15 protein-coding genes and 1 tRNA gene are annotated in these 13,294 nt (G+C 62.6%); 11 read left to right on the top strand and 5 right to left on the bottom strand.

Features of this window, described 5'->3' with window-relative positions; translation table 11 throughout:
- Positions 1–62: 62 nt before the first annotated feature.
- A complete protein-coding gene (tkt, locus tag NLY36_RS12505) occupies positions 63–2,054 on the bottom strand; it encodes a transketolase (protein WP_023683983.1) in 1,992 nt (663 codons plus the stop codon).
- Positions 2,055–2,327: 273 nt separating this feature from the next.
- Here tkt and NLY36_RS12500 point away from each other — a divergent pair, with 273 nt between their 5' ends.
- From NLY36_RS12500 to NLY36_RS12485, 4 genes are all read left to right on the top strand, one after another.
- Complete coding sequence (locus NLY36_RS12500; protein ID WP_023670128.1) at positions 2,328–2,600, top strand: DUF4164 domain-containing protein; 273 nt, start codon at positions 2,328–2,330, stop codon at positions 2,598–2,600.
- A 12-nt stretch (positions 2,601–2,612) separates the two neighbouring features.
- Positions 2,613–2,978, top strand: a complete 366-nt coding sequence (locus tag NLY36_RS12495) for a cell division protein ZapA (RefSeq protein ID WP_023735225.1) — start codon at positions 2,613–2,615, stop codon at positions 2,976–2,978.
- Between the two features lie 189 nt (positions 2,979–3,167).
- Complete coding sequence (locus NLY36_RS12490) at positions 3,168–3,827, top strand: peroxiredoxin (RefSeq protein ID WP_023727298.1); 660 nt, start codon at positions 3,168–3,170, stop codon at positions 3,825–3,827.
- A 147-nt stretch (positions 3,828–3,974) separates the two neighbouring features.
- Positions 3,975–4,847, top strand: coding sequence for an MBL fold metallo-hydrolase (locus NLY36_RS12485; RefSeq protein WP_031249046.1), 873 nt, complete (start codon positions 3,975–3,977; stop codon positions 4,845–4,847).
- A 305-nt stretch (positions 4,848–5,152) separates the two neighbouring features.
- Here the strand turns inward: NLY36_RS12485 and rpoH are convergent, their stop codons facing one another.
- Together rpoH and NLY36_RS12475 are read right to left on the bottom strand one after the other, a co-directional pair.
- Positions 5,153–6,064, bottom strand: coding sequence for an RNA polymerase sigma factor RpoH (gene rpoH / locus NLY36_RS12480; RefSeq protein ID WP_023670124.1), 912 nt, complete (start codon positions 6,062–6,064; stop codon positions 5,153–5,155).
- A 244-nt stretch (positions 6,065–6,308) separates the two neighbouring features.
- The gene (locus tag NLY36_RS12475; protein WP_023735223.1) at positions 6,309–7,367 is read right to left on the bottom strand and encodes an RluA family pseudouridine synthase; all 1,059 of its coding nucleotides are present in this window, start codon (positions 7,365–7,367) and stop codon (positions 6,309–6,311) included.
- Between the two features lie 26 nt (positions 7,368–7,393).
- Between NLY36_RS12475 and NLY36_RS12470 the strand changes: the two genes are divergently transcribed.
- From NLY36_RS12470 to tolA, 6 genes are all read left to right on the top strand, one after another.
- Positions 7,394–7,774 carry a hypothetical protein gene (locus tag NLY36_RS12470; protein WP_023735222.1) on the top strand — a complete coding sequence of 127 codons (381 nt, stop codon included), beginning with the start codon at positions 7,394–7,396 and terminating at the stop codon, positions 7,772–7,774.
- A 13-nt stretch (positions 7,775–7,787) separates the two neighbouring features.
- A complete protein-coding gene (locus tag NLY36_RS12465) occupies positions 7,788–8,195 on the top strand; it encodes a VOC family protein (RefSeq protein ID WP_023735221.1) in 408 nt (135 codons plus the stop codon).
- A 91-nt stretch (positions 8,196–8,286) separates the two neighbouring features.
- Positions 8,287–8,361 (top strand) — tRNA-Glu (locus NLY36_RS12460).
- Positions 8,362–9,044: 683 nt separating this feature from the next.
- A complete protein-coding gene (locus NLY36_RS12455; RefSeq protein WP_023696434.1) occupies positions 9,045–9,668 on the top strand; it encodes a VOC family protein in 624 nt (207 codons plus the stop codon).
- Complete coding sequence (locus NLY36_RS12450; protein ID WP_023735220.1) at positions 9,652–10,533, top strand: glutathione S-transferase family protein; 882 nt, start codon at positions 9,652–9,654, stop codon at positions 10,531–10,533. Before NLY36_RS12455 ends, NLY36_RS12450 begins: the two co-directional genes overlap by 17 nt.
- A gap of 212 nt (positions 10,534–10,745) precedes the next feature.
- On the top strand, positions 10,746–11,114 hold the full coding sequence (gene tolA, locus NLY36_RS12445) for a cell envelope integrity protein TolA (RefSeq protein ID WP_023735219.1): 369 nt from the start codon (positions 10,746–10,748) through the stop codon (positions 11,112–11,114).
- A gap of 135 nt (positions 11,115–11,249) precedes the next feature.
- On the opposite strand, the gene NLY36_RS12440 is transcribed toward tolA, so the two are convergent.
- Positions 11,250–11,465 carry a hypothetical protein gene (locus tag NLY36_RS12440; RefSeq protein ID WP_023690098.1) on the bottom strand — a complete coding sequence of 72 codons (216 nt, stop codon included), beginning with the start codon at positions 11,463–11,465 and terminating at the stop codon, positions 11,250–11,252.
- A gap of 291 nt (positions 11,466–11,756) precedes the next feature.
- Between NLY36_RS12440 and NLY36_RS12435 the strand changes: the two genes are divergently transcribed.
- Entirely contained in the window at positions 11,757–12,668 is a 912-nt protein-coding gene (locus tag NLY36_RS12435; protein ID WP_023735218.1) for a DUF2865 domain-containing protein, read from the top strand.
- Between the two features lie 118 nt (positions 12,669–12,786).
- On the opposite strand, the gene NLY36_RS12430 is transcribed toward NLY36_RS12435, so the two are convergent.
- The gene (locus NLY36_RS12430) at positions 12,787–13,143 is read right to left on the bottom strand and encodes a hypothetical protein (RefSeq protein ID WP_023693676.1); all 357 of its coding nucleotides are present in this window, start codon (positions 13,141–13,143) and stop codon (positions 12,787–12,789) included.
- Between the last annotated feature and the right edge of the window lie 151 nt (positions 13,144–13,294).

Below are 13,294 nucleotides of genomic sequence, written 5' to 3'. Positions count from 1 at the left end.
ATCGATTAGGTTGGTCCAGCCCCGCGAATCCGCCTTGGAGGTGCGCGGGACTGACCCTGATCTTACTTGCCGTGCAGGCGGGCTTCCGCGGCCTTGGCCGCGGCTTCGGCGGTGATGCCGAAATGCGGGTAGAGCTGCTCGATGGTGCCGGAAGCGCCGAAGCCGGTCATGCCGATGAAGATGCCGTCGGAGCCGATCAGGTGATCCCAGCCCTGGCGGATGCCGGCCTCGATCGCCATCTTGATCGGCGCGTTGCCGATCGTCTCCTTGCGGTAGGCGTCGCTCTGCTGGTCGAACAGTTCGAAGCAAGGCACCGAGACGACGCGGGTCGGGTGCCCATGCTTTTCAAGCAAATCACGGGCGCCGAGCGCGATCTCGACCTCGGAGCCGGTCGCGAAGATCGTCACCGCCGCTTCGCCGCTCGCCGCGGCCAGTTCATAGGCGCCCTGGCTCGAGAGGTTCCTGGCCGAGTGCTCGGTGCGCACCGTCGGCAGGTTCTGGCGGGTCAGCGCCAGGGTGGACGGGGTCTTTTCCGATTCAATGGCAATCTGCCAGCATTCGGCGGTTTCCACCGCGTCGGCCGGACGGAAGACATTGTGGTTGGGGATGGCGCGGAGCGCCGCCAGGTGCTCGACCGGCTGGTGGGTCGGGCCGTCTTCGCCCAAACCGATCGAATCATGGGTCATGACGAAGATCGAGCGGATGCCCATCAGCGACGCCAGCCGCATCGACGGACGGGCATAGTCAGAGAAGCACATGAAGGTGCCACCGTAGGCGATGAGGCCGCCATGCAGCGTCAGGCCGTTGAGGGCGGCCGCCATGCCATGCTCGCGGATGCCGTAGTGGACATAGCGCTGGCCGTAATCGTCCGGCGTGATGTTCTTGGTCTGGCTGGTCTTGGTGTTGTTGGAGCCCGTCAGGTCGGCAGAGCCGCCGATGGTTTCCGGCACCGCGCCGTTGATGACTTCCAGCGCCATTTCTGACGATTTGCGGGTGGCGACCTTCGGCTTGTCGGCCGACAGCTTCTTCCTGTAGTCGGCAATGACGGCATCGAAATTCGACGGCAGCTTGCCGGCGAGGCGGCGCTCGAACTCGGCCTTCAGCTCGGGCTTGGCCTTGGCGAGCCGGCCTTCCCAGTCGGTGCGCGGCTTGACGCCGGCCTTGCCGGCGGTGCGCCAGGCGTCGAGAATGTCGGCCGGAATTTCGAAGGGCGGCGAGTCCCAGTTGAAGAATTTCCGCGCGCCTGCGATCTCGTCGGCGCCGAGCGGCGAACCGTGCGCCTTGTTGGTGCCGGCCTTGGTCGGGGCGCCGAAGCCGATGGTCGTCTTGCAGGCGATCATCGTCGGCTTGTCGGAATGGCGGGCGGCTTCGATGGCGTAGGCGATCGCCTCGGGGTCGGTGCCGTCAATGTGGCTGGCATTCCAGCCCGAGGCCTGGAAGCGGGCGACCTGGTCGGTGTTGTCTGCAAGCGAAACCGGACCGTCGATCGAGATGTTGTTGTTGTCCCAGAAGACGATCAGCTTGTTGAGCTTGAGGTGGCCGGCCAGCGCGATGGCTTCCTGGGAAACACCTTCCATCAGGCAGCCGTCGCCGGCCAGCACATAGGTGTAGTGGTCGACGAGGTCGTTGCCGAAGGCGGCGTTCATGATGCGCTCGCCGAGCGCGAAGCCGACCGAATTGGCGAGACCCTGGCCGAGCGGGCCGGTCGTCGTCTCGATGCCGGTGGCATGGCCGTATTCGGGATGGCCGGCAGTCTTGGAACCCAGCTGGCGGAAATGCTTGATCTGGTCGAGGGTCATGTCCTCGTAACCGGTCAGATGCAGCAGCGAGTAGAGCAGCATAGAACCGTGGCCGGCCGACAGGATGAAGCGGTCTCGGTCCGGCCAATGGGGGTTCTTCGGATCATATTTCAGAAAGCGGGTGAACAGCACTGTGGCGATGTCGGCGCAGCCCATGGGCAGGCCGGGATGGCCGGACTGGGACTTCTCGACGGCGTCCATGGAGAGAAAACGGATCGCATTGGCCATCCGGTCATGTTGTTCACGCGACGTCATGGTACCTCCGGGGTGGGGATTTGTGGGCTTGGCAGAGCCCAGGAAAGAGTGCGCGACACATAGCAGCCACGGGCTTTTAGTCAACAAATCGGCTGCACATTTGCCGGTCTTGTGATGGCTTTGAGACCTTATGGGGCGACCTACATTAGCGTTAGCGGGGGACAGTCGCGAGAGCTTTGTTGACGTTGCCTTCACCCGGTGCCTAATGTTTCCTTGTTAACGCGTTCTGAACGCGAAGCGATTCGGTGATGGGCAGGGCACAGGACGAAGGCCATGACCGGCGAAACCACACTCAAGGAAGTCATCCACAGGCTGGGCAAGGCCATCGAGGGGCTGGAAAACGCCGTCGCGGCCAAGCTCGAGCACGAGCGCGACTATTCCGAAGCCGAGGCTGAGGTGCAGCGCATGAACGCCGACCGTTCACGGCTGGCGCAGGAACTCGACAATTCCGAAGCCCGCGCCGAACGGCTGGAAGATGCCAACAAGGAAGTTTCGCGCCGCTTGGTGACCGCCATGGAAACCATCCGCGCGGTGCTGGACAGGTAGGAGCTGCAGGCCATGGCACAGGTCACGGTTTCCATCGACGGCAAGCAGTATCGCATGGCTTGCGACGAGGGTCAGGAAGAGCACCTGATCGACCTCGCCGAGCGGTTCGACCGTTATGTCTCGCATCTGAAGGATTCGTTCGGCGAGATCGGCGACCAGCGGCTGACGGTGATGGCCGGCATCATGGTGATGGACGAGCTTTCGGAGCTGCAGAAGCGGGTCAAGGGCATGGAGGCCGAAGTGCAGACGCTGCGCAAGACGCGCGACGAAGCGCTGACCAAGGCCGACAAGAACGACACCGTGCTGACCAGCGCGCTCGGCGCGCTCGCCCAGCGCATGGAAGACCTGGCCACGTCGCTGGCGGTCAACAAGGCCTGAGCCTTTCCCGCACAAACGAAAGATTGTCGGCCCAACGTCGGTCCGTAGAACGAAAGTGCTCGTTCCGTCGCCAATAATAGTTTCCTATTGTCCTGCAGCCGCGATTTTTGCGCTAAGATGCGGCAATGCCGGAGCGTTGACGCCGTCCACGGCCGCTCCTGACGAAATCTGTTGCTGGGGAATAATGCCATGAGCCTTCGTATCAACGACATCGCGCCTGACTTCACCGCCGAGACCACGCAAGGGCCGATCAAGTTTCATGACTGGATCGGCGACGGCTGGGCGATCCTGTTCAGCCATCCGAAGAATTTCACCCCGGTCTGCACCACCGAGCTGGGCACGATGGCGGGGCTCGAAGGCGAGTTCAAGAAGCGCAACGTCAAGGTCATCGGCATTTCCGTCGATCCCGTTGCGAGCCACGACAAGTGGCAGGCCGACATCAAGACGGCGACCGGCCAGACGGTGAACTACCCGCTGATCGGCGACAAGGATCTCAAGGTGGCCAAGCTTTATGACATGCTGCCGGCGGGCGCCGGCGAGACGTCGGAAGGCCGCACGCCGGCCGACAACGCCACGGTGCGCTCGGTCTATGTCGTCGGGCCGGACAAGAAGATCAAGCTGGTGCTGACTTACCCAATGACGACGGGCCGCAACTTCGACGAGATCCTGCGCGCGGTCGATTCCATGCAGCTGACCGCCAAGCACCAGGTGGCGACGCCGGCCAACTGGAAGCAGGGCGAGGATGTGATCATCACCGCCGCGGTTTCGAACGAAGATGCGGTCAAGCGTTTTGGCGCTTTCGAGACGATCCTGCCCTATCTCAGGAAGACCAAGCAGCCGTCAGCCTAGGTTTTGCTCCGTCGGAGCTATTTCGGGCTTCAGTCCTATTTGTGGCAAGGCGTGCTTGACCGGCGCGCTTTGCCAGATGACCATGCTCTTGTTCAGTCCCGACGGAGAAAACGGTTCCTGTCGGGCAAGGGGCAGGGGAGCCGGATATTGGACATCGCTTCGGCCAAACCTGAGGTCGCCGGCTTCTACGACAAGCCGACCGGCGCCATCCAGTATGTCGTCACCGACCCGGTGACGAGACGCTGCGCCGTCATCGACCCGATCCTCGACTTCGACGAAAAATCCGGCGCGACGGCGACGAAGAATGCCGACGCCTTGCTGGATTTTATCCGCGAAAACGGGCTGGAGCTCGAGTGGATCCTGGACACCCATCCGCATGCCGATCATTTCTCGGCGGCGCACTATCTCAAGGAAAGGACCGGCGCGCCGACGGCGATCGGCGACAGGATCATCGAAGTCCAGGCGCTGTGGAAGGCGATCTACAACTGGCCGGATTTCCCCGCAGACGGCTCGCAGTGGGACCGGCTGTTTGGGGAAGGCGAAACGTTCCTGATCGGCAACCTGCCGGTCAAGGTGCTGTTCTCGCCCGGCCACACGCTGGCCTCGATCACCTATGTCATCGGCGACGCAGCCTTCGTCCACGACACGCTGTTCATGCCCGACAGCGGCTCGGCAAGGACGGACTTTCCCGGCGGCAGTGCCGCGCGGCTGTGGCATTCGATTGAGGGCATTCTGGCGCTGCCGGACGATACGCGCGTGTTCGTCGGCCACGACTATCAGGCCGGCGGGCGCGAGCCGTACTGGGAGAGCACGGTCGCCGAGCAGAGGGCAAAGAATATCCACCTCGTTGCGGCGCGCAGCGAAGCCGAGTTCGTCGACTTGCGCGAAGCGCGCGACAAGACACTGCCGATGCCGCGGCTGATCCTGCATGCGCTGCAGGTCAACATGAATGGTGGACGGCTGCCGGAACCGGAGGCCAACGGCCGAAGGTATCTCAAGTTTCCGCTGGATGGGCTGTAGATCGGTTCATGCTGTTGGCGCCGTCGCCGAAGCTGCCAACCTCCCCACTTGAGGGGGAGATGCCCGGCAGGGCAGAGGGGGGTGCTGTCCCGCCGACCTTTGCTGTGTGCTCGAACAATTCCAGGTTGGGGATAGTTAAAATCGCAAGCTGCGATCCGTCACGCCCCCCTCTGTCCTGCCGGATATCTCCTCAAGGGGGGAGATCAGCTGTTGCCCGACTTTCGCTAACCGCCGACGGACGACAAAACAAAAAAGGCGGCGCCGGTTTCCCGACGCCGCCTTCTGTTCCTTAGCCGAACCCGGCTTTACGCCGCGGGCTGCGCCTCGATCGTGCGCAGCGCCTGCATCTGGCGCTTGGCGGCGGCCTTGACCGCGTCCTGCACCTTCTCGAAGGCGCGCACCTCGATCTGGCGCACGCGCTCGCGGCTGATGTCGAACTCGGACGACAGCTCTTCCAGCGTCAGTGGCTCCTCGGCGAGGCGGCGTGCCTCGAAGATGCGCCGCTCACGATCGTTCAGCACGGCCAAAGCACCCGACAGCATGCCGCGGCGGTTTTCCAGCTCGTCCTGTTCGATCAGCATGTCTTCCTGGCTTTCGTGGTCATCGACCAGCCAGTCCTGCCATTCGCCGGATTCACCTTCGCTGGCGCGGATCGGCGCGTTCAGCGACGCGTCGCCCGACAGGCGGCGGTTCATCGACACGACTTCGGCTTCCGACACGTTCAGCCGGGTGGCGATCTCGGTGATCTGGTCGGGCTTGAGGTCGCCATCGTCCAGCGCCTGGATCTTGCCCTTCACCTTGCGCAGGTTGAAGAACAGGCGCTTCTGATTGGCGGTCGTGCCCATCTTGACCAGGCTCCACGAGCGCAGGATGTACTCCTGGATCGAGGCCTTGATCCACCACATGGCGTAGGTCGCGAGGCGGAAGCCACGCTCGGGTTCGAATTTCTTGACGGCCTGCATCAGGCCGACATTGCCTTCCGAGATCACTTCGCCGATCGGCAGGCCGTAGCCGCGATAGCCCATGGCGATCTTGGCAACGAGCCGAAGGTGGCTGGTGACGAGCTTGTGCGCAGCGCTGGTGTCTTCATGCTCGGCGTAGCGCTTGGCGAGCATGTACTCTTCCTGCGGCTGAAGCATGGGAAAGCGGCGGATTTCTTCCAGGTAGCGGCTGAGGCCGCCTTCGCCGGAAACAATACTGGGTAGTGACTGGGCCATGATTGCGCCCCCTCTCTATTGGAGTGATGCCCCCGAAACGCGGCGGGCATGTGACGCGAGCACCGAAAGGCTCGCCCGCGGCAACTGATTTATATAGGAACAAAACCAGAAAAGACAGGCATTTGTTCAACACGAAACAGTGTGTCACGCTGAAGTGAACAATGCCGCTCAGGTTTTAGCTGGCTTGTTTAGACGCAATTCCGGACGGAAAACCGTTTCACACTTTTCCTGGAATTGCTCGGGTTCAGAGCTTGCGGAAGCCGCCGACGAGTTCCTCCATGTCCCCCGGTATCGGCGCCTCGAACCTCATCGATAAATGGGTAGCCGGGTGCCGAAATGCAAGAAGCCAGGCATGCAAAGCTTGCCTGGAAAATGCCTTGACCTGACCCTTCAGCAGTTCGGGCAGCCGGTTGGCCTTGGTGCGGAAGGCCTGGCCGTAATCGGGGTCACCGATGACGGGATGGCCGATATGAGCCATGTGAACGCGGATCTGGTGGGTGCGGCCGGTTTCCAGCCGGCATTCGACCAGGCTGGCGGTGGCGAACGCCTGCTGGCCCTCGCCGAAACGCTCCTTGACGGTGAAATGGGTCACGGCGCGGCGGGCATCGTCACGGCCTTCCGGCACGACGGCGCGGCGCACGCGGTCGGCAGCACGGCCAAGCGGCGCGTCGACCGTTCCGGTCGGCCGTGGAGGGATGCCCCAAACCAGCGCCAAATAAGCACGTTCGAGGTCGCCGGTGCGGCCGTGGTCGGCAAAGGCCTCCGACAGCGCCTTGTGGGCGCGGTCGGTCTTAGCCACCACCATGACGCCGCTGGTTTCCTTGTCCAGCCGATGGACGATGCCCGGCCGCCTGACGCCGCCAATGCCTGAAAGACTGTCGCCGCAGTGGTGGATCAGGGCATTGACCAGCGTGCCGGTCCAGTTGCCGGCGCCGGGATGGACGACGAGGCCGGCCGGCTTGTTGATGACGATCAGCTCGTCGTCCTCATAAAGCACGTCGAGCGCGATGGGCTCGCCTTGCGGTTCGGCCGGTTCGGGCTTGGGCATGACGACCGATACGCGCTCGCCGGCACTCATTTTGCGCTTGGTCTCGTCGACCGGCTTGCCGTCGATCGAAACGGCACCTTGCCGGATCAGCATCTGCACCCGGCTGCGCGACATGTCAGGCCCGAGGGCGCTCGCCAGCCACTGGTCGAGGCGCTGGCCGGCCGCTTCCGCGCCGGCTTCGAGCACGGTCGGCGCCGCCTCTATGAATTGTCCAGCCTCTATCAATTCAGGGGTCTCTTCGCTATGAGCGCTCATCGAAAAAAGTTCCGGAAAGTTCTGCCATGGCCCGGCCCGTTGCCGATGAAGAAGAAAAGCCGCTCGATCCCGAGATCGAAAAGGTGCGCGGCAGGCTCATCCGTTTCATGGCCATCAATCTCGGCCTGCTTTTGCTGGCCCTTATGGTGGTGATCGCGGCCATTGTCTACAAATCGCGCAAAGCGCCGCCCGCGAACCCGCCGCTCGCCAACGACATTCCAGTTCCGCCCGGCGAGCCGCTCGTGGCCGACATAGTGCTCCCGGTCGGAGCCAAGGTGATCAGCCAGGCTCTGTCGGGCAATCGCATTTCGATCGACGCCGAGATCAGCGACGGCAGCCGCACCATCTTCGTCTACGACATCGCCGAGCGCCGTATCATCGGCCGCTTCGCCATCCGCAACAAATGAGCGGGCCGAAACAATGACCGGGTTTGCCGACCATCGCCGCATCGCAACCATCACGCTCGTCGTCGCCGACTATGACGAGGCGATCGCCTGGTATGTCGGCAAGCTTGGCTTTGTCCTCTGCGACGACATCGAGCTCGGCGACGGCAAGCGCTGGGTGACGGTAACGCCGGCGGTCGGGCAAGGGCCCCGGCTGCTTCTGGCGGAAGCGTTGGACGATGTGCAGAAGAGCCGCGTCGGCGACCAGACCGGAGGCCGCGTGGTTTTGTTTCTCGAAACCGATGATTTTGCCAGGGACCATGCGACGATGCTGGAAAACGGCGTCGAGTTCCACGAAACGCCACGCCATGAGCCTTACGGCACCGTGGCGGTTTTCGCCGACCTCTATGGCAATCTGTGGGACCTGATCGAGCCGAAACGCTAGGTCCACGAACCGACATTGCACAGAAGCGGTCCGGCCGTTCGAAGCCAGTTGCTTTTTCCAAACCGTCAGCCTATATCGCCGGTTCTTGAACGCGCCCATCGTCTAGCGGTCAGGACACCGCCCTCTCACGGCGGGAACAGGGGTTCGATTCCCCTTGGGCGTACCAAGCAACGACTTTCCTTCCGCATCATCGAAAATTTCGGGCAGCAGCCGCGCGGATCGCGTGTGACCGCGAGGGTCGGCGGCATCAGCGAAATTCGGCAAGTCCGCGCACCCGAATACACCCAATTTAAGTCAGGCCGCGACGCTTGAAAGCGTAGCGATCTCTGTTACTTGCGGTGCGGGGATAGCATCTGCGGCAACGCGGATTTGGTTGGGCATAGCAAGTATGAGTTCGGCAAAAATGATATGCTCGCGCTGTCACGGCAGCGGGCAGGTTTTCGATTGCTTGAAATGGCGTGAGTCGAAAGGGCATTGCTGCCCGCAAGGTACGCATCGGGCCGGCTGTCCCGGGCAGACCATGGCATGCGCCGAATGCGCGGGCCTGGGCACGCTGGCGGAGGCCGAACTTAGAGCCGTCGCTTAGCCAAGATTCGACAACCTTGAGCGCTTGGCTCTCCACGCATCGTTAGCTATCGTCGCTTCTGGCGCGGCGCTGCCAATTGCACTAGCATCATTGTACGAAGCCTTTCCAAAGGGCTCGTTACGGCGCGCAAAACGCCGGGGAACAGATAGGGGGAAACGCCGCCAGGCATGCACATCGGCCACGCGCATGGCGTGCGGCGATGGTATGAGGTGGCGGGATCCAAGCTCGCCCCGGAAGGCGAGGGGTCGGCGAGGAGGAGACCGATGCAGAAACTGCAGTCGCAGGGCGTCCATCACATCACGCTCGTCGGCGCCGGCCGCCAGACCTCGATCGATTTCTGGGAGGGCGTGCTCGGCATGCCGTTCATTTTCGAGCAGCCCAACCTCGACAAGCCAAGCGAAAGCCATCTTTATTTCGATCCCGGCGACGGCAGGCTGATCACCGTCTTCACCGACGAGAGCCGCACGCCGGTCAAGCGGCGCACGCCGACCGAACCGGGCTGCGTCCATCATATTGCGTTCTCGGTGTCGCGCGTGACCTTCCTGCAGGCGGTCGCTCGGCTCGATGAGCGCGCCATCAAGCACAGCGGCGTCAAGGATCGCGGCTTCATGGATTCGATCTATTTCGAGGATCCGCTCGGCCTCTTGATCGAACTCGCCTCCTATCGCTTCGATCCGCCGGCAGGTTTCACCCATGCCGACGTGCTGATGCAGGCGCACAAGCTGCGCGTTGCGCGCGGCGACTACAACATCGCCGAAGTACACCTTGCCGACGCGATCCAGACGCTGGTCGAATGGTCGCGCGCGACCTTGTCAGACGACCGGACGCCGAAGAATCCATACCGACGGCCAGCAAAAGGGGAGGACCACAATGGCAAAGACAGTTAAGAGCGCTGGCAAACCAGCGGCCAAGCCAGCAGTAAAAGAGGCAGTGAAGCCGGCGGCAAAAGCGGCCGTAAAGGCCGCGCCGAAGGCAGCCGCAAAGCCGGCCGCGAAAACCGCGACGAGGCCGGCTGCCAAGAAATCCGCGCCGAAGGCCAAGGCGGCGAAAAAACCGGCGCTGAAGCTCTCGATGCTGAAGCCAAGCGTCAACAACATGACCGTTCGGGTGTTTGCCCGTGCGGCCGGGTTCGACGCCGCCGAGACCGACGCCTGGGGCCATACCCGGTCGCCGGAATATATGGCGCGCAATCCGGCGCATCTGACGCCGATGATCGAGGACAAGGGGCTGCCGCGCGGCGTGCTGTGGGAGAGCTGCGCCATCATGCAGTATCTCGCCAACAAGCACGGGCTGGAGAAATTCTATCCCAAGGCGCCGGCCAAGCGGGCGATGGTCGACAGCGCCATGTTCTACCTGATCGGCACGCTCTACCCGTATGTGGCGCGCGCCACCTATCCGGCGCTGGGTTTCCCGCACTATGCCGGCGAGGTCGGCCATAGCGACGCCCATCCGGAGAAGAAGTCCGAGGCGCAGAAGGCCGCCATGGCGGCAATTGCCGAGCCGCTGGAGGTGTTTCACTCCTTCTTCAGGGACGGCAAGCCGTTCATCGGCGGCAAGCACCCGTCGATCGCCGACATACGCCTGGCATCGACGCTGGAGTTCCTGGCCGTCATCGACTATGCGCTGCCCAAATGGGCCATGGAGTATGTCGCTGCGATGGAGAAGAAACTCGGCCAGGCCTATGCCGAGCCGGCCGGCGACGTGCGCGGCTACATTGCGTATGTGAAGTCGCAGGCCAACGCGCAACGCTAAGGATTCATTAACCAAAACGCTGTCTATTGAAGGCACCGCGCGACCACGGATGTACTGGCGCAAGGGTGAAGGGAAAGGTCGGCGCAATGCCGGCCTTTTGCTTTTCGCCGATGCGCCATCAGGCGCGTCTCATGCTGTAAGACATCAGGCATATTGCCATCGTCTGCTTCGACCCTACCATCATGGTCGGCGGACGACACACGAGGAGCTTTATGAAGGGCGTAGCGAGAGTGTTTGCGATTGCCGGTGTTGTGTTGGCCGGAGGCTACCCCTCCGATGCCGCGCCGCTCGACACGATGGCGGAGGTCGGCGATGCCATCCAGGCGTGCTGGACGCCGCCGGCGGGTGTTGGAAATGCCAGCGTCACCTTGAGCTTCAGCTTCAAGCGCGACGGCACGCTGATTGGTCCGCCGCGGCCGACGGCGATCAAGGTCGATGGCGATGCCGATACCAGGAAATCATTCGTCGACGCCGCAACTACTGCCCTGCAAAAGTGCTTGCCGTTGAGCTTCTCGCCGACGCTGGCGCAAGGCGTCGCGGGCAATGTCTTCACCGTGCAATTCGCTTCGCCCAAGCGGTAGGCGAGCGGGCGAGCGTTTCACGCGTTTCACAGAAACGGCGACCCGCTCTCTCGTTGTCTTGACGCAATTCCCAAGGGAAAGCGCTACGCGCTTTTCCCGGAAAAACGGCTCACACTTTTGCTGAAATTGCTCTGATCAGTTGTGCGGGCGTCTGATATCGACATGCCGCTGCAGTTCCGGCGTCTCGAAGACGTAGTCGGCCCAGGCGGATTCCGGAATCTGTCCGGCCAGATAGCATTCCAGCAGCAGGCTCTGTTCGGGATCGAGCGCTCTCGGCGCCCGCTCATGGTCCAGCCCCAGCGAGTGGAACAGGTTCCTGGTCAGGCCAGAGACAGTGAAGTGAATAGACATCTTCGGTCTCCTTTGCCCGACACAACGCGAGACACCGGAGAAAGGTTTCATCCGCAAGGGCCGATAACGCGGGATCGATGATTGCGGCGGCCTGGGTCGCCCGAGCCTGGCTACGTCTCAATCTTGAAACAAAAGTGTAATAGCGAATTTACAGGAACCTGCATAATACACTTGGCATAAAATACCTGGCGGTTGCTGGCGTCTCTTGAATTAGACTTGCCTCACGCATTGAGGCTCAATCGGCTGGAGCGGCGATCGGCTCCACAGGGGTACAAGGACCAGGTGTGGCCGATGATGCGTTTGTGGCTTGTCGTGACCTTTGCACTGGTGTCGGTAGCGGCAAGCGTCCTCGGCATTTCGGCTTCCCTTGCCGATCCATGCGCCGCGCTCAGGAGCCAGCTGGCACCGTCCGGCCGCAGCGGCGGGATCAGCCCCGAGCTTGCGCAGCTGCGTCGCCAGCTTGCGGCGATCCAGGGGCTGGAGAGGCAACGCCGGTGCACGGCGCAAAGTGCGGTGGGGGGCTTCTTCAATGCTTGCGCCGACCTCGCCAAAAGCCGCACACAGGTGCAACGCCAGATCGCCGGCGCCGCGATTTCGCGCCGGGATACGTCCGGACTGCAGGCCAGGCTCGTCGCGCTCGGCTGCACGCCCGCCGCCGGGCAACAAAGACAGCGTCCGGCTGGCGCCATGATCGGCAGCAATTCGATGCTGTTTTGCGTTCGTCTCTCCGACGGCTATTTCTTCCCGGCGCCGAAATCGCAGTTCGTGAAAGGCGGCGATGTCAAGGAGATGGTCGACCAGTGCCGCTACATCTGCGACGATGCCGGCGTCGACCTGTACACGCTCAGTGACCCAAGCCTTGAAACCGAAGAGATGGTCGCGCTCGATACGCGCACATGCTACAAGGACCTGCCGACGGCCTTCAAATATCGCGGTGATGCGAACTTCAGGGCCTGCGACCTCAAGCGCTATCACCGGCGCGTTGCCGAGCTGAGAGCGCGCACGGTGACGCCAGCCAATATGGCCAACGCGATCATTCCTTTGCCGTCAGCGAAGCCGGATCTTGGCACCGTGGCGCAAATTCCCCAGCCTGGCGCAGACGCTGCAGAGGCCAGGGGCGCCGCCCAGCGACAGTCGGTCGAGCTATTGGCAGGCTCGCGGCCGGTCAGGGTGGTCGGGCCGGCTTTCTTCCCGGCGGAGTAACCTGCGCCTAGAGCGTTTCACCGTTTCACCGAAACGGCGAACCGCTCTATGTCTTTGTTTTACGCAATTCCGGACGGAAAACCGTTTCACACTTTTCCTGGAATTGCTCTAGTACCAGCTATTCGCAAACCATCCTGTAGCGTTTGCCTGGTTCGCTGACATTCTTGCAGGTGAGCGGATTGGCCGGTTCGGAAGCCATGCTGGGCGGGCTGGACCTGACGTGCCGCCTTGGCGCAGCTATTTGTGTTGTGTGCCTGCGTGCCGCGGGCCGGTAGGGCTCCTGCGGCGGCGGCGTCGGAAACACACCGGCTGCCGCCTGCATCCGGCTGGCCTCAGTCTGCGACGGATCGCGATCCCAGACCCGCCTGATATCGAGCGGCTTCGGGATCACCACCGTGCCGTCATAGCTGCGTGCGCAGCCGCTGCCCGCAAGCAGCGCCAGGCACAGGAAACAAGGCACGATCCAACCGGTCATCAGCAACACCCCCGCCGACTTATAGCCCGGCCGGGGTTCCGCCGACAACCGGCGGAATACCGCAGGGCAATGTGGCTCTGGCCGCAGTCTGGATTGGTTATGGTTAGCGGATCATTAATGCTTCTCGGGCACATTCCGCCGGCGAACCGCT

The sequence above is a fragment of the Mesorhizobium sp. C399B genome (genome assembly GCF_030323185.1).
GTDB lineage: Bacteria > Pseudomonadota > Alphaproteobacteria > Rhizobiales > Rhizobiaceae > Mesorhizobium.
Note: the sequence above shows the minus strand (reverse complement) of the source record. Positions and strands in the feature narration are given on the sequence as shown.